The organism is Rhodanobacter lindaniclasticus (genome assembly GCF_004799035.1).
In the GTDB taxonomy this organism is placed as follows: Bacteria; Pseudomonadota; Gammaproteobacteria; order Xanthomonadales; family Rhodanobacteraceae; genus Rhodanobacter; species Rhodanobacter lindaniclasticus.
This window is the reverse complement of the sequence record NZ_MWIO01000046.1, coordinates 47,351-67,738: the sequence shown is the minus strand read 5'-3', so window position 1 is coordinate 67,738 and position 20,388 is coordinate 47,351. Positions and strand designations below refer to the sequence as shown.

Genomic DNA, 20,388 nt, shown 5'->3' with positions numbered 1-20,388 from the left:
CGCTGTTGCGGCAGTACCTGCCCAAGGGCACGGACCTGTCCGTCTACAGCCAGGCCGAGCTGGACCAGATCGCCCTGAGCCTCAACACGCGGCCGCGAAAGCGCCATCAATTCCGCACCCCGCTGGAGGTTTACAACGACCACCTCAGACTGGCTGAGGCAGAAGCAGGAACGATTCACTGATCATGTTGCACGTGGACCTTGAAACCGCCCAGCGATTCCACAAGCCAAGTCATCGTCAGTTACAAGATTGCGTGGCACGCTCATGATGGCCTCCCAATAGAGTTGGCGAACTCGATTGTTACCGTGCGTCACCATGGAGCCGGTCGAGCCGATGCGGTAAATGACCATCGGCTCGGAAAGCTGGGCCAGAAAGCCTTCGCGGGCCAACAGAAGGTGCCCACGATAGTCGATTGCCGGCGCCTCTATTTCCAAGAGGGCCGCCCGCGCCGATGCGCGATAGACCACTGAGCTGTTGTTCAAGAAATTTCCGCGACGCAACAGGGCGCCCAAGTCGAATTGCTCGTTGCGGACGTCGTTGAATATACCGATTTCGCGGTTGTCCTTGTCTACCGTCAATGCGTTGGCAAAAACCGCCGCACAGCCGGAATGCTCTCGCAGATATTTGACCTGGCGCAGCAACTTCCCTGGAAGCCACGAGTCGTCGCCGTCGAGATAAGCGATGAACTCGCCGCGCGCCGCGAGGAGGATGCGCCGATGATTCAGCGTGGAACCGACGTTCCTTTCTGCCGTGAAGACGCGTATGACGCCTGGGTGGGCGCGTTGATACCGGAGCGCAATGTCACGGGTGTTGTCGGTAGAGCAATCTTCGCCGATGAGCAGTTCGATGGGCATTTCGGCCTGCTGGGCCAAGACACCGTCAATCGCCTGTGCCAGGTAGGAGCCATGGTTGTAGGCGAGCATCAGCACGCTCACGACGGGATGCTTGACGAGCTCTGCCGGATCACTGATCTCGTAACCTTCGTTCGGATCGTCATTGCTGCATATTGGCGTCATGTCGCGGCTTCGCCGATATTCATCAGTTGGAGGTGGCGGGCTTTTCGCGCAGTGTGCGCACTACGCTCAGCAAGCCGTTCAGTGCGATGTTGCCGGTAAGGGCCGCCAAGACACCATAGATCGCCGCCGCCGCCATGATCGCGCCCAGCATTGAAATCGGCCCTGGCGCCGTCCAGTGCAGGATCGCCCACCCGGCGGCCGCCGCGATTGCGGACAGCACGAACGTGGCGGTTTGGTCGACGAGCTGCTCGACGGGGCCGTAATTGAGCAGTTTCTTTGAATAATAGGCGTTGATGCCTACGCCAAGGACCCCGGACGCAAGTACGGCCCAAGCTATGGCAAGCGGCCCCCACTGTGAGGCGGCTGCGATCAAAACGATGCCGATTAGCTGCTTGGCTATTTCGACGCGCAACAGCAGATTCGATTGGCCCTGCGCCCCGATGGCAGCGAGGTTCAGTATGTGGACCGGCCAAAGGGCAGCGCTCAAAGAGAGGACGCTCAAGATCTGAGCTGCGGGAATCCAGCGGGTGCCATACATCAGTTCGACCAATGGTTTGGCGACCACGGCAATACCGACCATGCATGGAACAAAAAGGAACATCGCCATGCGCAACGACGTTCGCAGGGCGGCGCGCAACTTGATCCGATCCTGTGCGATCGTCGAGAAGACCGGCAATCCTACTCGTCTGAGTATGCCGTCGATTAGCGAGGAGGGTGCCTGCTGGGTGTTCTGGGCCAAGGTGTAAAAGCCAAGCGTGCGGGCATCAAACAATTTGCCGATCAACAGTGATTGCAAGCGCACGGCAGCTGCGTTCAACAACCCCGTAAGCAGCATGTATCCACCGAACCCTAACAAGCTCCGGAACGATGCGGAGCGGTAACGTCCAAGTGGTCGCCACCCGGAATAAACCCACAACAGGGCTCCCCGCACCCCAATCGAAACGATACTCTGCCAGGCCAAACTCCAGACGCCGAAACCCTGCAACGCCAGTGCGACTGCGACTGTGCCAGAACAAAGTGACGCCACCACTTCCGCTCGCGCCCGCGCCCTGAAGTTAAGCCTCATTGTCAACAGAGCGTCGGGGACTGCCGCAAAGGCGCCAAGCGGTAACACGACCGCCATTACCCTGGTAAGGTCCGCCAACTTGGGCTGGTGGAAGAATGCGGCAATGGCTGGCGCTGCGAGTGCAAGGATTGCGCCGGCAGTCATGCCAGCGACCATGGTGAAGATGAATACCGTGGTCTCATCGTCCACTGTCGTCTGCTGACGTTGGATCAGCGCCGCCCCGAATCCTGAGTCGACCAGCAAAGTGCCGAGGTTGGTGAAAACCAGCAACATGGCAATCAAACCGAAGTCATCTGGTGTGAGCAGGCGAGCCAAAGCCACCATGACCAGGAACTGCACGCCATATCGCGCCAGAATTTCCAGAGTGCTCCACCACGCTGCGCTCGCAGCGCGTTTCTCAAGCTCTGGCATATGCGCCAACGCGGGCAGTGGCTTCAGTCATTACCCACATACTCAAGTAGCGTCACCCCCCAAGACAAGCCAACGCCAAAGCCCACTGCCATGACAAGATCACCACGACGCAAGCCGTTCATCTGCTCTTTCAACAACAGGGGTATCGATGCGGAGACGGTATTGCCGAGGTTCATGCAGTTCTGCGGCACCTGCTCCGTCGCCAGCTTCAGCTTTCGCGCCAGCTGCCCGACCATAAAGCTGTTGGCTTGATGGAACAGCACCGCATGCAGTTGAGTCAGGCGAAGGCCGTGTGCATCCAGTGTCAGGGTAATGGCTTCCGGCACCTTGCGCAGTGCAAAGTTGAGGATGCCAGGGCCATCCATGCAGATACCGTTGGGCGTGCCAGTATCAGTGCGGAGGGCGGAACCCCGGGCTACGAAGGCATCGTAGCCGGAACCATCCGCGTAGCTGCGGCAATCGAGCAAGCGGAGGCCCTTGCGCTGCGTGGAGTACAGCGTGGCTGCGGCAGCATCACCGAACAGTGCGCGCGTGGTCAGATCGCCACGTCTAATCAGCTTCGAGTAAGTGTCGGCGTTCACCAGGATGCCGTTACCGCCGGCCGTGCGCAGCCAGTTGGCAATCACTTGGCAACCCACTACGAAGCCGGAACAGCCTTGGTTGATGTCAAGCACGAAGCAATCTTGGGGAAAGCCGAGCTGCCCGTGCAGTCTTGACGAGACACCAGGGATGAGATGGTCTGGCGTTTGGGTGCACACCAACAGGGCGCCGACAGACTCAGTGGGCACCACCGTCTGTGCGAGTAGTGCTTCGGTTGCCGCGCGTGCCAAGTCGCTCGTGTACTGGTCAGGTGCTGCAATGGGGCGACTATGGATGCCGATCTTGTCGGCCAAGCGTTGGCATTCTGCTTCTGACTGACCGAGGGTGGCTGCGTCGTTTCGTTCGGTTATGCCGCCTAGCGCCGTGCCGATGTCGTGAATATAGACGTCGTGCATCATTCGCCTCCCGGAACAATGACCTTGGCAGGGACTCCAAACACCGTAGCGCCAGGTGGCACGTTCTTGATGACCACGGTGCCGGCGCCAACCACGGCACCTTCGCCGACGACAACGTGGGGCAGCACCACGGCATGCGGATGAATGGTGCAGAACGGTTCCAGCCTGGCATGGCCACCAATGAAGGCATGCGAGCTGATGGTGACGCCGGTACCGATGGTCACGTCGTGGCCAACCACGGCGAAACCCTGGATCAGCAGGTCCTCGCCCAATGCCACGCTGGAAGAAATGCTGCAGGCGCCGAGAAAAATGCTGTTGGCCGCACCTGCCAGCGGCGTGGCGGTCATGGTATCGGGCGAAACCAAAGTGGCGAAGCGTGCACCTCGCGCTTCAAGCTGCAGACGAATCTGATGCCGCGCCCGCCCTTGACCAAAGGCAGTAAGGTAATGCACTTCCCCCGGCAGGTGGTCTCTTATCGGCCCCAGGACACCAGCGGCGTGTGGCTTTTCGTCATCCAGGAAACCCTCGACCGCGTACGGCATGTCGCGAGCTGCGATCCATGCAGCCAGCTCGCGACCGAAGCCACCACAACCCAGAATCAGTAACGGTTGCGTGCTCATTGGGCGGTAAATCCTCCGTCAACCACGATTGTCTGGCCGGTCATGAAGGCGGCGTCGGCCGACAGCAGAAAACGGATGGCGGCAGCCACCTCCTGTGCCGTCGCGTAGCGCTTGCCCAGCGGATAGCGGGCCCGGTCGGCTTGCAGCGCCTCGTCGGACAACTGGTGCAGTTGATCCACTAGCTCGGTCTGCACCATGCCGGGGGCCACGCAATTCACGCGGATGCCCTTGTGCGCCAGTTCCAGTGCCATCACACGGGCGAACGCGGCCAGCGCCGCCTTGGTGCCGGCGTAGCTGGCCGTGCCCTTGATGCCCACGTGCGCGCCGAGGATGGACGACAACAGCACCACCGAACTGCCCGTGTTGAGCTTGTTGCCGCGCGCCAACTCGGCCACCAGCGCCAGCGGCGCGGTCTGGTTGATGGCCACGATGCGCTGGTGCGTTTCCAGAGAAAAGAAGCGCAGCGGGTTGTTCTCCACGATACCGGCCGAATGCACGAGGCCGTCCAGTGCCGGCACCGCGGCAAGCGTTTCTTGATAGCGCGCGAATGCCGTCAGGTCGAAAGCCAATGGCATGACCGCATCGCCGCCAAGCCGTACGAGTTCGTCCAGTCGCTGCGCGTTGCGGCCTACCGCCACCACACGGGCACCCTCCACCAACAGTCGCTGCGCAGTGGCGAACCCGATCCCCGAGGTCGCTCCAGTGACGAGTACCGTCTTGCCGTCAAACATGCCCCATCCTTGTCTGATAAAGCGCATGGAAGTGTCTGATGCGCGCCTCCTGCGGCTGCAACTGCACGTCGGGCCCCTCGGCCGACATGCCGTACTGGCAGGCTTCGACCAGCACTCTATCTTCGGCCAGCGCTTGTTGCGTGAAGGCGATCGCCTCATCCTTCATGTGTTGCCGCAGAGCAGGCGCCAGCGCCTTCAGCGCCGGTAACTCGAACAGTTGCCAGGCCAGCTGTGTATGCGCGGCATCGATGGGCACCACGTGGCTCAGGAAGCCGACCAAGCCGTTCGTATTGGAAAGGAACAGGTCGGGAAAGACATAGGCGTGACGGTAATAGTGCCCTGCCTGAGGCGCTAAACGCTGGATCGTGGCGCTCTTGTCCGAAGCGGCCGAAGGCAGCATATCGTTCCAGGAAGTGTATTGGCCGCCATGCCAGGTGTAGCGGCCGGTGGAAGTAAAACCTGCCGGCCTGAAGCTGTCGGCATGGACAAAGCTGAGGTGATAACCCTCCAATACGTTCTCTACCAGCAGCTTCCAATTGCAGGCGTGTTCGAGGCTGGCATGGTGGAACGGTGCATCTGGCACGACACCGGTGTCGGCGAGTACTTGTGCCACTTCGTCGATGGGCGGAGCCGTTCCTGCAAGGCCGAGGAAATACAGCCCATGTGTTTGACTAACGGGATAGGTATCCAGCTGGCGCAGCGTCATGCACTCCACGTCGGCTAGTGGTGCCGTAGCCAAGCTGCCGTCACTGGTATAGCTCCAGCCGTGATAGCTGCAACGGAAGGGGCGGTTGCCACAACCGGGCAGATCAATCAGGGCATTGCGGTGCAGGCAGACGTTATTGAATGCCCGCACGCCATCGCGTGTACGGCGAAGGCTTACGGCCTTGTTCCCGATCCGCAGACTGCGGTAGTCGTCGAGCTGGGCGAAATCAGACTGCGTACCGGCAAACAGGCGCTCGGCGAAGAGCGTCTCCAGCTCGCGCGTGAAGACATTCGAATCGTTGTAGTCGCGCCGTTCAATAGACATCGTCGGACGCAATGCAGGGAAGGACCGAAGCCGCCGGCAATTGGAACGTGGCGCTACCCCAAGACAGACCCACCCCGAAGCCGGACGCCACGACCCAGCGCGGCATTGCGAACAGCTCTGCGTTGGCGCAGAGGGTGACCGGGATGGAGGCGGAGCTGGTGTTGCCGTAGTGCTCGATTGACGTGGGCACACGATCCGGCGCGAACCCCAGTTTGCGGGCAATGGTGTCGTTGATCATCTTGTTCGCCTGGTGCAGCAGCAGGAAGTCGAAATCCTGTGCCGCGCGCCCACTGGCAGACATCGCGCGCTGAATGCTGCCGGGCACACGGGAGATGGCGAAGCTGAAGATGTCCGCGCCGCGCAGCACCAAGTTTCCAGCGTGGCGTTGCACGCCATCGCTACCAGTCGCATCGACGAGGTGGCCGTCCACCGGAGGCAGTCGCGAGGCCAAGCCGCCACCGGGGATGATGATCGCGTCCTTGCCGGCGCCGTCCGAGCACAGGTCGACGTGGATGGGCGGCGCGTTCTCGTCGAGTTCCAGCGCGGTGGCTGAACCGGCATCGCCGAATAGCGGCCACGCACTCTTGTCGTGCTCGGCACAGACGCGGCTGGAGACATCGCCAACCAGCAGCAAGGCCCGCGCGATGCCCAGCGTGCGTATCATCGACCCAACCACCGCCAGGCCGTACGGGTAGCTGGAGCAACCCAGGTTGATGTCGAATGCCAGGCAACTTTGCGGAAGCCTCAGCTTGTCCTGCAACACGATGCTGGTGGCTGGCACTGGCTGGTCACCGGTTTGGGTAATCAGGATCAGCGCGCCGATGCTGGCCGGATCCCAGCCAAGATGCTCCAGTACCGCTTTGGCTGCTGTCAGGCAAAGATCCGAGGCGCATTGTCCAGCGGCGACAATACGACGTTCGGAAATGCCCGTTGCCTTCTGGAATCGCCTGCGTTCATCGGGATTAAGGTAGGTGTAATCCGCCGTGCGCACCACGCGCGCCGGCGTCGCCGCGGCAACCGCCCGCAGGGCGACTCCCGTGATGGCGTTCATTCCGTCGCCACGCACTTCGAGGATACGACGGCCCACATGTCAGCCACGGTCGTGGCGGCTTCGATGTCACGCCCCGTCACGGTCACGCCGTAGTCGGCGTCCGCCATCGCAATTACAGCCAGCGTGTTGAGCGAATCCCAACTCGGCAGCGTCTTGAAATGGGTGTCCGGCGCCAGCGTGTTGGTGTCGACCTCGATGGCGAAGGCGAACTTGTCGATGAAATCTTCGATAGTCATGGATCAGGCCTCATGAGTGGAAACGGCGAGAATATCGCGAAGGGTCGATATCATCGCCTCGTTTATCGCCCCACCATTGGGTAGCACGATCACGCGGCTGGCCACTGCCTCGCTGTGCGGCAGCAGCAACCCCGTGTGCGGGAACAGGTCGCGGTAGGGCTTCATCATGTGACAACCCGGCCAGAAATATTTGCGTGCCAGGATGTTCTCGGCGTGCAGGGCGGCGATGATGGCGTCGCGCGAGATGGGGCAGGTTTCATCCACCTCGACCACCACATAATGATGGCTGTTGCGCTCGGCTGGGTCGTAGCCCAGCAGCGTGATGCCGGGGATGCCGGCCAGCGCCTCGTGGTAGGCAGAATGATTGCGCCGATTGATGGCTATCACCTCGTCGAAACCACTGAGGTTCGCCAGTCCCATGGCGGCGCAAACCTCGATCATCTTGCCATTGATCCCGGGGTGGATGACGTTGTCGTAGCCCTTGAAACCGAAGTTGCGCATTAGGCGCATCGCGTCTGCCAACCTGTCGTCGTTGGTCGTGACGGCGCCGCCTTCCATCGTGTTGAAGGCCTTGGTGGCGTGGAAGCTGAAGACCTCGCACTCACCGAAACGGCCGATGCTCTGGCCGTGATAGGTGCTGCCGAACGCATGCGCAGCATCGAACATCAGTTTCAGACCGTGCTCGTCGGCGATGGCTTGCAGTTCGTCAACGGGTGCCGCGCGACCCCACAAATGCACGCCGATGATGCCGGTGGTGCGCGGCGTGATCATGCGCCGCACGGCCCCCGAGTCGAGGTTGTGGGTGGCTGGGTCGATGTCGGCGAACACCGGCGTGATGCCCTGCCAGTACAGCGCGTGTGCGGTGGCCACGAAGGTCCACGATGGTACGATCACCTCGCCGGACAGTCCTAGCGCACGGATGGCAATCTCCAGCGCGATGGTACCGTTGCACATCGCCACGCAGTGTTTGACACCGAGGCGCTCGGCAATTTGTCGCTCGAACTCCTGAACCATCGGGCCGTTGTTGGTCAGCCATTGATTGTCGAGAATCTGGTTGACCCGCTGCAGGAACGCGTCGCGATCACCGATGTTGGGTCGGCCGACATGCAGTGGCTGGTCGAACGCCGGCGGTGCGCCATTGATGGCGAGGTCGGCTTTGCTGCGAATAGTTTTGCTAGCCACGCGTTGCCCGCCCCTTACGTTCGGTGATCATGTGTTGAATCAAGCAAGGCATGCATGATAATGGCTGTGCCCATTCCTGGGCGGGATTCTCGACTCACTTCAGTCCAAGCAAGGCGTTCAACTCACTTAGAGTCGTACCCAGCCTTCCCCCTATGTCGAGAGCCTGCAGACCCTTCAGCGCTTCATGCGCCTCCGTCCTGCGCCCCTGCGCGGCAAGCATCCGCACCAAGGTGATGCGATAGGCCGGTTCGTTTGGTGCTGCCTTGACGGCATCGGCGGTCATGCGTTCGCCGAGCTCGTGATCATCCAGCACATTCCACGCATAGTCGCCGTACATCGACAGTAGCCGGGCGCTCGGGTTCGGGTGCGACAACGCGGCCAGATAGGCTTCGATCATGCGCTGCTTCGCCAGATCGCAGCGACCTTCGCGCGCACACTGGGTAAGTGCGCCCAGCGAGCTTTCATCCTGTACGCCCGGGCGACGGGCCTTGAGTTTGGCGATCAGGCTGTCCCACCAAGCCTCTCTGATCGGCAGATGCATGCGCGAGTTCATGAAGATCAGCGCTTGCTCGGGGAGGATCGAGGCTTCGGGCAGGGCGGCGGCCTTCTCCAGTGGCGCGTAGGCCAGCTTGGTGAACGGCGAGGTCGGATCGTAGTGCGAGTAGACGATGTAGGTGCGGCCCAGCTCGTATTGAGCGCGTGGAGATTGTGGCGCGCGGCCAGCCAGGTCCTCTGCCAGTCGTAGCGGGTTGCCCCAGGCGTAAGCGCTGAGCGCAGTGAGGGCGATCCAGCAGGCCATGAGCGCGCCTAGCAACACGTGACGAGGAAGGGCGAAGGCTTCCCCGCGGCGTGCGGCGAGCAGTGGCACCACTACCAGCATCAAGCCAAAACTGGCGAAATAATTGCGGTGCTCGTAGATCAGCTCTAGCGGAATGATGGTGCCGGTAAGCAACTGGCAGCCGAGGAAGAGAGCGATGCCCAACGCCGCCAGTGGCTGGCGCTTGCGCAGCCAAAACGCCAGCGTGGCCAATCCGGCAAGTGCCACGACGCAGGCAACGGTGGTCCATGGTTTCAATAGACTTGTAGAGATCGCGAAATCATCGTGATAGAACGACAGTGCATCTGGCGTCGGCAGCACTGTCCAGCGGATATAGTCGACAACGATGCGGGCTTCGCTGAGTAGTCGCGTATGCAGGTCGAAGTCGCGAGTCGCCCAGTTTTCAGGATTGAGCAAGCCGGGGACCAGCCATACCAGGCCGGCGATCATCGGAAGCAACAATACGATGGCAAATAGTCCGGCCACGCGGTAATCCGGGCGGCCAGTCGGTTGGTGAAAGCCGAACAGAATCCATTCGACGAGCACCGCATACAGAGGCAGCATCACCGCCGTTTCCTTGGCCAGTACCCCCGCTCCGGTACAGGCGACAAGGCTGACTACACACCAGGCAAACCCTCGCATGCCGGCCAACCTTCCCGTTGGCAGCCTGCCAGCCTCGTCCGATGCATTGCGTCGCATCGCAGTCAACATGCGTCGGCGGCCGGAGATGTAGCCGAGTAGGCCGAGCAGCACGAACAAGTTGGCCATGCTCTCCATGCGCTGCACCACGTACAGCACGGCGGTTAGGTTGATCGGCAGTAGCATCCAGCAGGTGGCGATCAGGGCCGCGATGATTCCGATGCGTTGTTGTTCGCCGGCCCTCACGCTGGTTGGGACTCCCTCGCGAGTGCCTGCAAGATTCGCTCGTCGATCAAGGGCGAGGCGAAGCAGTTCATGTGCCAGCAGGAATGCCAGCAGGCCGTTCAGCAGGTGAATTACCAAGTTGGTCACCTTCATCCAGTACGGATCGAGGCCACTGACGAGGTAGTTGGCCGCGAAGCTCAACGACGCCAGCGGCCTCTTGAACTCGCTGGACGGGGAAGAAAGTGCGGCACCGACCAGTGACGAGAAGCTGGCGCTGGATGGCTGGACGCTATGGTTGTCGACGATGTTGGGGTAGTCGTCGAACAGGAAGCTGCCGGAAAGGCCCGGCCAGTAGACCACCATTGTGACGATGAATGCCGCTGCCAGCAACCAGCCGTGCTGCGGAAAACCTTTACGCGTCTTATGCATCAGTGAGTCGTAGCCGAAGAGTGCATTGGCGGCATTGTATGCATGCTTGCCCCTTGAGCGGCGAGACTCAATTCATTGCGCAGCTGAGTCAGCTCCCGCGCCCAGTAGTTCTGTCGTCGAAGCACCCAATCGTGGAGTGTGACCATGTTGAGGCTCATGGAACCGACTTGAGCTGGTATCTCCTGATAGTGATCCAGCAACCGCAAACCTTGTACGGGGTAACCGTGCTGTCCAAAGGTCGCTGCTGCCCTCAAAGCCATACCGGGCCGTGGCAGGAAGTCCAATGCAATGACAAAATGATCCAGTGCCGCGTAGGGATGGCGCTGTGACAACGCAACCAGTCCGCGCAGATAGGACCTATCCTGACGTTGCCCTGCAGCTTGCAGGTTCGGGTTGCTCGATCCTGCATCGATCAAGGCTAGCAGGGCCGATGGTGTCAAGCCGCGACAACTGCCGGACATGGTCATCGGTAGAACTTGCTCGAACCAGCGCACGAACAGTGAGCCGGTATTGGCGGTGTGCCGCATCGCTTTACGAGCGGCTTCCAAGTCCGCGGAATCGATGGCACCTGACATACAGCGGGCATTGATGAGGTTGAACGCCAACTGGGCTTGATCGGGTTGGGCGGCGAGCAGGCTTTCCAGTTTCGCAGCCGCTTCTTCTGCGTGTCCCTGCTGAATCATGACCTCGGCAGCGTTGGCTTGAGCCCGAGGCGATCCGGGATTGATATGTGCCCAGATGAGGGCTTGTGTTTGCACATTGCCCCATACGGTGGCCCGAACATGGGTCATCACCGCCAGTGTCAGGGGTATCACCACCATCAGCGCGACCTTGACCCAACGTAGTTGCCGGGTATCGGTGAGCCACAAACCCAAAGGCCAGAACATGAGCAATGCCGGGACATAGTTGCGGTGTTCGAAATACAACTCCAGCGGGATCGCACTGGATTCCAGCACCTGGCCCGCAAAATAAAACAGGACAGCCAGCGCTAGCGCCGGGTATCGCCTCCTTTGAACCCATGCGCCCGCGGTCAGGCCCAGCACGGCGAGCATCGCCGGTGGCGTGGTTGCTGGGTGCAGCCATGAAGTCGACGCGATGTATTGATCGTTGAATAGACCGGTAGAGAAGGGCCGGGGCAGCCAGAGCAGCTTCAGGTAGTCGATGAGCACGCGTGGTTCGGTCAAGAGACGTTGGCCGGTGCTCCATGACCGGACGCCAACAGGCCCGCCAATCCACAATCCATGCAGCCCTGTCCAAAACACATAACCGAGCACCACAACAGTGGGAATGACGGCGAGTGCTGCCAGCAGGATGAGGTGGGTGCGTCGTGCCGTGCCGGTGGGTACGGGGCGCCGTGGTGCCAGCACTATGATCTCGATCAGCAAGGCGTATAGCGGCAGCAACACCCCGTTTGCCTTTGCCAGCGAGCCTAACAGCGTGAAGCCACCCAATCCGCAGATGCTCCACAGCGTGCCGGCTTTCAATCGTCCTTCAATCAGCTGCTGACGCCCGTGCAGCCAAAGTAGCAGCCCGCATATCACGCAGGTCGCGACCAGCATGGCTTCGCGCTGCACAATGTAGAGCGTGGTCGATACCAACAGAGGATGCAGGAGCCACATCACGGAGGTGAGGCAGGCGGCGCAGCGAGCGCGTTGCGCGTCGATGTTCAGCAATTTCCCGAGGCGGGTACCCAGCGCGTACAACAACACTCCGTTGCAGAGGTGCAGGATAAGGTTGGTGCGTTTGAAGGGAAATGGATCGGCCGGCCAGTTGCGCGCGTCGAGCAGGAAGGTGAGCATCGCCAGCGGCCGGCCGGTAGGGTCCGCCGTACCTGATGTGATGTAACGCCAAAACGTGGCCCATTGGGTGACGGGGCCGGAAGCCCCCAGTGCCGGAAGGCTGCCGAGATCATCAAACAAGAAGCCGCCATGCAGTCCGGGGGCGTAGGCCCACCAAGTCGCAATCAGGACGAGGGCAAGAAAGGGCAGGAGTAAATAATGTTTGTAACGTAAAGGCATGCCGTTGTTCTGCAGCAACTTGTGTTGACTCGAAAAAAAAGGGCCACCATGGGGTGGCCCTTCTTACTACGCCCTGATATCAGGACACATTTAGCTTAGTTCTTGCGGCAGGACGACGGCAGGTACTTGGCGGGAACGGGGGTGCCCACGGCGGTGGTCGGGTCGCAGGTCCAGTTCATCGAGCCACCGTTGTCCGTCGGCGACAGCGTGAAGGTGGTGCCGGCGATTTTGCTGTTGACTTCCGGGCCACTGAAGGTAGCGGTGATCACGCCGGTGGCGACTTCAACCTTCGAAACATACTTGCCGCTGACCGAGGCCGCCTGGGTCGGCAGGCCCGCGGATTCGTTGGTCTTCGGATAGTGGCCGTGGTTCGAATAGAACTCGGCGACAGCGGTCTTGGCACCATCGGACAGAACGGCGCCTTCGGACACCTGTGCACGGATCAGGTAGTCCTGATAGGCCGGGATGGCGATGGCGGCGAGGATCGCGATGATCGCAACCACGATCATCAGTTCGATCAGGGTAAAGCCTTTCTGCATGCTCTTCATGGTGGTTCCTCTGTGTTGGTTAGCTAACCGGTGATGCCCCCTGAGCCCCAGTCCTGGATCCCCCTAGGCAGGATCGGACCCCTTACTCAATGGTCAGGAACGACCAGGAAGCTCGCGGAAAAGTGAAGCAGGTTGCATGCCACTTGTACCGCTGGTGTATTCCCGCATATTGCGGGCCTCGGGATTGTGCCTTTCGTCACGGATGGCGGCAAGCCTTGGTACAACAAGAGGCGAGACGCTTTGCAGGTGGCTCCATCCGCCTCTTGTGGACTGGCACGACGCGTCAACTAGTGACGCATCGCGTCAGTTTGTGAGTCGAAAGGGGACATCCCCCTATCCCTACTTTCTGCAGGCCGATGGCAAGTATCTGGGATCGATGGTGCTCGGCTTGCACGTCCAGTCGATGCTCCCGCCGAGATCGATTGGCGACAAAATCACGTTTTTCCCGCCGACGCTGATGTGCGAGTTGGCAGCCGGTCCCTGAAAGAGGACCGTTATTTTCCCACCGGTCACGTCGACGCTGGAGACGTATTTTCCTGAGATCGACGAACTCGAAACCATTCCGGCCGATTTGTTGTTCGATGGGTAGCGTCCCGTGTTCGACACGAAATCCCAAACCGCTGCCTTGGCTCCGCTGGCCAAGACCATCCCTTCGGAAACCTGTGCCCGAATCAAGTAGTTCTGGTAAGCCGGGATGGCGATGGCAGCAAGGATGGCGATGATCGCCACGACGATCATCAGTTCGATCAAGGTAAAACCGGCGGACAAGCGCTGGCGTGACATGGTGGATTCCCCCTGGAAGTCGCCAGGGGTCAAGCACGTTTTGTACCGAGGAACGGAGCGTCCTTGTGCGACGCATCACAGTCTTGACGCGCGGCTTGGTTCGCCGCTGCTGGCTGGCAGGAGAGGGAGGGGTTGGAGTCAGTTGTTCGAGCGGTCGCATTGCGGCGGGTCAGGCATCAGGCCGGCTGCAGGTGGATCGCAGGAACGGCGTAGCTGGACAACGCGTCCTGCTCGGCGCGGCCTCCTTCAAGCGCAAAGCTTGTCCGTGACGTACCGGTTGAGGCTGATGCCTTGCTCAGCTGCCTGCATGGCGAGCGCCTTGTGGCGTTCCGGCGGGATGCGCACCTGGAACTTGCCCGAGTAGGACTTGGCGCTCATCGGCTCCGGCGGTGCTTCGCCATGGGCCTCCATGTCGCTGACGGTCTCACCGACCACGCGCACGATGCCCGCCAGCGCCTTCGCCTGGTTGCCGTGCAGCCATGACAGGCTCGGAAATTCGGCGCACAGGCCTACGTATTCCCCATCTTCCGGGGACCAGATGACGCGATAGGTATAGTGACGAGCGTCCATCATTTGTCCTCCAGCTTCTTGATTGCTTGCAGCACTTGCCGTACCTGGTACAGCTTGGCCTTCCCGGCGTCACCTTTCTGGATGTTCACGCGGGGATCGCCATGCCAGGGCGTCTTGTATACGCGATGGCTTGTGCCTTCCTGTCTCGCTTTTCCGAAATGGTGATCGCAGACCTTGCAGAGGTCGGTATAGGCCACGTTTTTCGGTGCCTGGCGCATCCGTTCGATCAAATCCGTGATCTTGTCCATGCGAGAAACATAGTATCAATAGTGATACTGTTCAAGTGAGCCGGTCGTGTATGGTCGTTGCCACGGTCATTCCGGAACGCGCCCGAGCGAATGCTGTCGCCGCGTTGACTTCGCTCCCCAGACGCTGGGCTTGCCTGTTGCGAGGCAGCGCCTTACCGTGGCTGTTTCGCCGCACAACTCAAGGACCCTCCATGAAACCGTTGCTTGCCGCGCTTCTGCTTGCGCTGGTGGCGTCGCCCGCGCTGGCGGGCGGTGTCGTCGGCACCACTTTTGCCAAGGCCCAGGGCTCGCACGCGTTCAACGTGCGCGATCTGGTGATGATGGATCGGGTCAGCGATCCGCAGTTGTCGCCGGATGGGCGCCATGCGGCGTTCAGCGTGCGCAGCACGGATTACGCGGCGAACAAGGGCGTCACCGCGATCTACGTGCTGGACCTGGAGCGCAAGGGTGCGCAGCCGGTGAAGGTGGTGGACAAGGGGTCGTCGGCGCGCTGGTCGGCGGATGGGAAGAGCCTGTATTTCGTCGCGCCGGCGAGGGACGTGGCGCAGCTGTGGCGCGTCGACCTGGGCGCGGACCTGTCCCACCCGGCGACGCCGGTGCAGGTCAGCCATGGGCCGCTGGACATCGTCGATTACAAGCTGGGCCCCGACGGCAAGCAGGTACTGCTCTCTTATGAGGTGTTCACTGACTGCGCCACGCTGGCGTGCACCGAGCAGCGGATCGAGACGCGCGCGAAGGACAAGGCCAGCGGCACCTTGTACAAGAAGCTGTTCGTGCGGCACTGGGATACCTGGGCCGACGGCCGGCGCAACCAGTTGTTCGTGGGAACGTTCGGCGCCGATGGCCAGCTGCCGGCCGAACCGACCCTGCTGAGCCGCGGCATCGATGGCGACGTCCCCAGCAAGCCGTTCGGCGACGCCGGCGAGTTCGCCTTCGCGCCGGATGGCAAGAGCGTGTATTTCGACGTGCGCATCGCCGGCACCACCGAGCCGTGGTCGACCAATTTCGATCTCTACCGAGTGCCGGCGGATGGCTCGGCTGCACCGGTCAACCTCACCCCCGACAACAAGGCGTGGGATGCGTATCCGGTGCCCTCGCCGGACGGCAAGACGCTTTATTACCTGGCGATGAAGACCCCCGGTTTCGAAGCCGACCGCTTCGCCATCATGGCGATGGACCTGGCCACCGGCGCGAAGCACGAAGTCGATCCGCGCTGGGATCGTTCGCCCGGCAGCCTGGCGATTTCCGCCGACGGCAAGACCCTGTATGCCACCGCCGACGACGAGGGCCAACGCCCGCTGTTCGCGATCGACCCGGCCAACGGCGAGGTGCGCAGCCTGTCCGGCGCCGGTGACGTGAACGCGTTTTCGCTGGCGGCAGGCAAGCTGCTGTTCGCGCGCGACGACCTGAAGCGGCCAGCCGATTTGTACCTGGCCAAGGCCGATGGGCGGGGCCTGAAGCAGGTCACGCATTTCAACGCGGAGGATCTGAAGAACGCCAAGGTTGGCGACTTCGAGTTCTTCCAGTTCCCGGGCTGGAACAATGAAACCGTGCAGGGCTACGTGGTCAAGCCGGTCGATTACCAGAAGGGCAAGACCTATCCGGTCGCCTTCATCATCCACGGCGGCCCGCAGGGCGCGATGAGCAATGGCTGGAGCTATCGCTGGAATCCGCAGACCTATGCCGGCCAGGGTTTTGCGGTGGTCACGATCAACTTCCACGGCTCCACCGGCTACGGCCAGAAGTTCACCGATTCGATCTCCGGCGACTGGGGCGGCAAGCCGCTGGAGGATCTGAAACTGGGCTGGAAGGCCGCGCTGGACAAGTACAAGTTCCTCGACGGCGACCGCGCCTGCGCACTCGGCGCCAGCTACGGCGGCTACATGGTGTACTGGATCGCCGGCATGTGGAACCAGCCGTGGAAATGCCTGGTCGACCACGACGGCGTGTTCGATGCGCGCATGATGTATTACGCCACCGAGGAGCTGTGGTTCGAGGAGCGCGAGAACGGCGGTACGCAGTACGACGTGCCGCAGAACTACGAGAAGTTCAACCCGATCGACCACGTCAAGGATTGGCGCGTGCCGATGCTGGTGGTGCACTCGGGCAAGGATTTCCGCATCCCGATCACCCAGGGCCTCGGCGCCTTCACCGCGCTGCAGCGCCGCGGCATCCCCAGCGAGTTCCTCACCTTCCCGGATGAAAACCACTGGGTGTTGAAGCCGCACAACAGCGTGCAGTGGCACGAAACGGTGAATGCGTGGCTGAAGCAGTGGACGGAGAAGGACGCACCGTCCGGCGCGTCGAAATAGCGTCGTAGGGCGGGCACTGCCCGCCGATGGTTCCCGGCACGCCGGTGGCGGGCATTGCCCGCCCTACGCGTCGCTTCGTTTCTGTAGGAGCGCACCCTGTGCGCAACGCTTTCCGCCAGTGTGACGGAAGGCATCGCGCACAGGGTGCGCTCCTACGCAGAGCGGAGGTTTTTTTCGGCGGTGAGGTGCTGGAGCAATTTGCGCACGGGGGCGGGCAGGCCCAGCGCGGCCAGGTCGCCGGCGCTGCACCAGCGCAGCTGCGCATCGTCGGCAACTTCCTGCCGTGCGGTTGCCTGGTCGAACAGCAGCGGTTCGACGTTCAGGCGGTAATGGCTGAACACGTGGGTGAATGGCGCGAGCGCCTGCGCGTCGTCGATGCGCGCATGACGCTGGGCGATGCGCCAGGCGTCGTCGGCATCGGTGGCTTCGGGCAGGCTCCACAAGCCTGACCACACGCCCTGGGGACCACGCCGCTCCAGCAGGATGCGCTGCCGGGTGTCGCGCAGTACCAGCATCACGGTGGCGCGGGTCGGAATGGATTTGCCGGCCTTGCGCGCGGGCAGCTGCGCGGTGCGGCCTTCGCGGAAGGCAACGCATTCGCCCGCCAGCGGACAGGCATCGCAACGCGGGTTGCTGCGCGCGCAGACGGTGGCGCCGAGATCCATGATGGCCTGGGTGTAATCGGCCACGCGGCGCACGGGCGTATGCGCCTCGGCATGCAACCACAATTGCCTCTCGACCGCGCTGGTGGCGAGGTCGCCGTCGATGCCGTGGTAGCGCGTCAGCACCCGCTTGACGTTGCCGTCGAGGATGGGAAAGCGCAGCCCGTGCGCCTGCGCCAGGATCGCGCCGGCGGTGGAGCGGCCGATGCCGGGCAGGGCGGCGAGGGCGGCGAAGTCGCGCGGAAGTTCGCCGCCGTGCTGCTCCACGCAGATCTGCGCGGCGCGGTGCAGGAAGCGTGCTCGGCGGTAGTAACCGAGGCCCGACCACAGCGCCAGCACGGTGTCCTCGTCGGCGCAGGCGAGGTCGCGCAAGGTCGGCAGGGCGGCCACGAAGCGCTCGAAGTAGGCCAGCACGGTGGCGACCTGGGTCTGCTGCAGCATCACTTCGGATAGCCACACGCGGTACGCATCGCGCTGGCCCGGCGAGGTTTCCGACTGCCATGGCAGATCCTTGCGGCCGTGCCGGTCGAACCAGCGCAGCAGGCGTGCGGACACGTCGGTGTTCGTCATGGATCCTGATCTACTTCGCGGCGGCCGGCGTCGCGCTGCTGGATGCGGTTGCCGGCACGTTGTCGCCGGCCTGCAGGGTCAGCCCTTCCACGTGCACGCCACCGACGTCGATGCTGTCGAACTCGGCGTGTCCGCTGCCCGGCGGCACGCCCAGTTGCGGTGCCTGCGGATCGCCCAGGCGACCCCACCAGCGCGCCAGTGCCAGTGGCGGCAAGCGCAGGTCGGCGTGGTTGCCGGGGCCGTCCAGTTTCAGCGCGAGCAGCAGCGGGTTGTCCTGGTTGGCCGGGGTGAGCACCAGCGACAAGTCGTACTGGCCTCCGCCGGTGCGGTCGAGCTTGCCGGCCAGGCTGGCCGCGGCATCGGCCGCGCCGTGCCAGTGCGCGCGCCCGTGCATCGCCAGCGCCACGGCTTGTTCCTGCGACAGGTGCAAATTGATGTCGTCCACCCGCAGCGCGTTGCCCTCGATGCGCGGTGTCGCCGCCAGCTGCAGCCGCCACGGCTTGCCGGCGACGGTGGCGTTCACGCTGAGCGGAAACGGTTGCCCGGAAACCAGGTTGCCGGCGCGGATCGAGACGTTGTCCATCAGCACTTCGTTGCCGCGCACCACGCTGCCGCGGGTGATCTCCACGCCGGTGTCGATGCGCGGGATGTCGAGCGGCCCCTCGCTTTCCTGCGCCGGCAGCGCAGCCATCCACGCCTGCAGGGCGTCCAGGTCGACCCGCGGCGAGTCGATCTCCAGTTGCGAGATCACGGTGGGGCCGCCGAACAGGGTATGCCACGGCAGCACCAGCCGCCCGCGCGCGGCCAGCAGGATCGGTGCGCTGGCGCCCTTGGCGCTGAGCGTGATGCCGCGCAGGTCCAGCGCCGGCTGCGGGAACAGGCCGGGGCTGGCGGGGCTGGAAAGGTTCAACTCCAGTCCGGCGGCACGCGCCTGGCTCTGCAGCATGGCGGTGAAGCGGTCCGGTTGCAGCAGCAGGTAGACGGCGGCCACCACGGTGAGCGTGGCCGCCACGACTACCCCGCCGAGCACCATCGCGACCAGGCGCAGTCGGCGCGACACCGGCTCAGCCCCGCCAGCCGGCGTCAGCCATGGCCGCGAGCCTGGCCGAGGTTGTCCGGCAGCAGGCCGTCGACGAAGGCCTCGGCATCGAATGCGCGCAGGTCGGTGGCGCTTTCGCCCAGACCGACGAAGCGGATCGGCAGACCGAACTCGCGCGCCAGCGCAAACACCACGCCGCCCTTGGCGGTGCCGTCGAGCTTGGTCACCACCAGGCCGGTGACGCCCACGATCTGGCGGAACTGGCGTACCTGGTTGACCGCGTTCTGGCCGGTGGTGCCGTCGATCACCATCAGCACTTCATGCGGCGCGTCGGCGTCGAGTTTCTTCAGCACGCGGGCGATCTTGCCCAGCTCGTCCATCAGGCCGCCCTGGGTGTGCAAGCGGCCGGCGGTGTCGGCGATCAGCACATCCATGTGGCGCGAACGCGCAGCCTGCAGGGCGTCGAAGATCACGCTGGCAGCGTCCGCATCCTGGCCCTGCGAGATCACCGGCACGGCGTTGCGCTCGCCCCAGGTCTTGAGCTGCTCGACCGCAGCGGCGCGGAAGGTGTCGCCGGCGGCCAGCATCACGGCGCGTTTCTCGTCACGCCAGCGGCGCGCCAGCTTGCCGATCGTGGTGGTCTTGCCGGCGCCGTTGATGCCGACGACCAGCACCACGAAGGGCTGCCTGCCGCGCACGTCCAGCGGCTGTTCGACCGGCTTGAGCAGTTCGATCAGCGCTTGGCGCAAGGCGGCCAGCAGGGCCGCGGCATCGGCGAACTCGCGCTTGTGCATGCGCTTGCGCAGGTCTTCCACCAGCGCGCTGCTGGCCTCGACGCCGACGTCGGCGGTGATCAGCACGGTTTCCAGTTCGTCGAGCAGGTCGTCGTCGAGCCTGGGGTTGCGCACGAACAGCGAACCCAGGCTGCGCGAGAACACGCTGCCGGACAGGCGCTCGCGCCAACTGCGCTTCGGCGGCGTCGGGGCGGGTTCTTCCGCCGGCGCCACGAAGCTCTCGGAGTCGCGGCGGCTGTCTTCGGGCGAGGGCATCTCGGCGAGTGCCTCGCGCAGGCCCGATGCCGCGGCTTCCGGTAGGCCAGCGTCGACCGCCGCATCCGGCGCGGCGGGCGGCACTTCCTTGCCGTGGGCATCCGTCTCGGCGGATTTTTTCTTCCAGAACTTGAGCATGAC

General features: G+C 62.8%; 19 protein-coding genes and 1 pseudogene. 2 read left to right on the top strand and 18 right to left on the bottom strand.

The genetic code is table 11. The features are described 5' to 3' along the window. Positions 1-182 (top strand): annotated as a pseudogene (locus B1991_RS14970) (IS30 family transposase); the annotation flags it as partial. Here B1991_RS14970 and B1991_RS14965 read toward each other — a convergent pair. The 15 genes from B1991_RS14965 to B1991_RS14895 form a co-directional block, all read right to left on the bottom strand. Then, on the bottom strand, positions 183-1,016 hold the full coding sequence (locus B1991_RS14965; protein ID WP_136259472.1) for a glycosyltransferase: 834 nt from the start codon (positions 1,014-1,016) through the stop codon (positions 183-185). It abuts the pseudogene before it with no gap. A 22-nt stretch (positions 1,017-1,038) separates the two neighbouring features. Beyond that, the gene (locus tag B1991_RS14960; protein WP_136259471.1) at positions 1,039-2,493 is read right to left on the bottom strand and encodes a lipopolysaccharide biosynthesis protein; all 1,455 of its coding nucleotides are present in this window, start codon (positions 2,491-2,493) and stop codon (positions 1,039-1,041) included. Positions 2,494-2,516: 23 nt separating this feature from the next. Beyond that, on the bottom strand, positions 2,517-3,491 hold the full coding sequence (locus B1991_RS14955) for a ketoacyl-ACP synthase III (RefSeq protein ID WP_136259470.1): 975 nt from the start codon (positions 3,489-3,491) through the stop codon (positions 2,517-2,519). Next, complete coding sequence (locus tag B1991_RS14950; protein WP_136259469.1) at positions 3,488-4,108, bottom strand: PglD-related sugar-binding protein; 621 nt, start codon at positions 4,106-4,108, stop codon at positions 3,488-3,490. Before B1991_RS14950 ends, B1991_RS14955 begins: the two co-directional genes overlap by 4 nt. Beyond that, the gene (locus tag B1991_RS14945) at positions 4,105-4,839 is read right to left on the bottom strand and encodes an SDR family NAD(P)-dependent oxidoreductase (protein WP_168709675.1); all 735 of its coding nucleotides are present in this window, start codon (positions 4,837-4,839) and stop codon (positions 4,105-4,107) included. Before B1991_RS14945 ends, B1991_RS14950 begins: the two co-directional genes overlap by 4 nt. Continuing rightward, complete coding sequence (locus tag B1991_RS14940) at positions 4,832-5,869, bottom strand: aromatic ring-hydroxylating oxygenase subunit alpha (RefSeq protein WP_136259467.1); 1,038 nt, start codon at positions 5,867-5,869, stop codon at positions 4,832-4,834. Before B1991_RS14940 ends, B1991_RS14945 begins: the two co-directional genes overlap by 8 nt. Beyond that, positions 5,859-6,920 carry a 3-oxoacyl-ACP synthase III family protein gene (locus tag B1991_RS14935; protein ID WP_136259466.1) on the bottom strand — a complete coding sequence of 354 codons (1,062 nt, stop codon included), beginning with the start codon at positions 6,918-6,920 and terminating at the stop codon, positions 5,859-5,861. The genes B1991_RS14940 and B1991_RS14935 overlap by 11 nt, the downstream gene beginning before the upstream one ends. Beyond that, positions 6,917-7,156: a phosphopantetheine-binding protein gene (locus tag B1991_RS14930; protein ID WP_136259465.1), complete on the bottom strand. Its 240-nt coding sequence runs from the start codon at positions 7,154-7,156 to the stop codon at positions 6,917-6,919. The genes B1991_RS14935 and B1991_RS14930 overlap by 4 nt, the downstream gene beginning before the upstream one ends. Positions 7,157-7,159: 3 nt before the next feature. Continuing rightward, on the bottom strand, positions 7,160-8,338 hold the full coding sequence (locus B1991_RS14925) for a DegT/DnrJ/EryC1/StrS family aminotransferase (protein ID WP_136259464.1): 1,179 nt from the start codon (positions 8,336-8,338) through the stop codon (positions 7,160-7,162). 94 nt (positions 8,339-8,432) lie between these two features. Continuing rightward, positions 8,433-10,448, bottom strand: coding sequence for a tetratricopeptide repeat protein (locus B1991_RS14920; protein WP_136259463.1), 2,016 nt, complete (start codon positions 10,446-10,448; stop codon positions 8,433-8,435). Continuing rightward, positions 10,448-12,484: a tetratricopeptide repeat protein gene (locus B1991_RS14915; protein ID WP_246031191.1), complete on the bottom strand. Its 2,037-nt coding sequence runs from the start codon at positions 12,482-12,484 to the stop codon at positions 10,448-10,450. Before B1991_RS14915 ends, B1991_RS14920 begins: the two co-directional genes overlap by 1 nt. Before the next feature lie 77 nt (positions 12,485-12,561). Further along, entirely contained in the window at positions 12,562-13,014 is a 453-nt protein-coding gene (locus B1991_RS14910) for a pilin (RefSeq protein ID WP_136259462.1), read from the bottom strand. Positions 13,015-13,353: 339 nt separating this feature from the next. Then, positions 13,354-13,797, bottom strand: coding sequence for a pilin (locus tag B1991_RS14905; protein WP_136259461.1), 444 nt, complete (start codon positions 13,795-13,797; stop codon positions 13,354-13,356). A 246-nt stretch (positions 13,798-14,043) separates the two neighbouring features. Beyond that, positions 14,044-14,370 (bottom strand): type II toxin-antitoxin system HicB family antitoxin, encoded by a 327-nt coding sequence (locus B1991_RS14900; protein ID WP_210772144.1) that lies wholly within the window; start codon positions 14,368-14,370, stop codon positions 14,044-14,046. Then, entirely contained in the window at positions 14,367-14,615 is a 249-nt protein-coding gene (locus B1991_RS14895) for a toxin HicA (protein WP_136259460.1), read from the bottom strand. The genes B1991_RS14900 and B1991_RS14895 overlap by 4 nt, the downstream gene beginning before the upstream one ends. A 191-nt stretch (positions 14,616-14,806) precedes the next feature. Here B1991_RS14895 and B1991_RS14890 point away from each other — a divergent pair, with 191 nt between their 5' ends. Beyond that, positions 14,807-16,927: a S9 family peptidase gene (locus tag B1991_RS14890; RefSeq protein ID WP_136259459.1), complete on the top strand. Its 2,121-nt coding sequence runs from the start codon at positions 14,807-14,809 to the stop codon at positions 16,925-16,927. A 152-nt stretch (positions 16,928-17,079) separates the two neighbouring features. Here B1991_RS14890 and mutY read toward each other — a convergent pair whose 3' ends face one another. The 3 genes from mutY to ftsY are packed head-to-tail and all read right to left on the bottom strand — an operon-like array spanning position 17,080 to position 20,385. After that, the gene (gene mutY / locus B1991_RS14885; protein WP_136259458.1) at positions 17,080-18,159 is read right to left on the bottom strand and encodes an A/G-specific adenine glycosylase; all 1,080 of its coding nucleotides are present in this window, start codon (positions 18,157-18,159) and stop codon (positions 17,080-17,082) included. A 10-nt stretch (positions 18,160-18,169) separates the two neighbouring features. Continuing rightward, on the bottom strand, positions 18,170-19,219 hold the full coding sequence (locus tag B1991_RS14880) for an AsmA family protein (RefSeq protein ID WP_136259457.1): 1,050 nt from the start codon (positions 19,217-19,219) through the stop codon (positions 18,170-18,172). A gap of 23 nt (positions 19,220-19,242) precedes the next feature. Next, entirely contained in the window at positions 19,243-20,385 is a 1,143-nt protein-coding gene (gene ftsY / locus B1991_RS14875) for a signal recognition particle-docking protein FtsY (protein ID WP_136259456.1), read from the bottom strand. Positions 20,386-20,388: the final 3 nt, after the last annotated feature.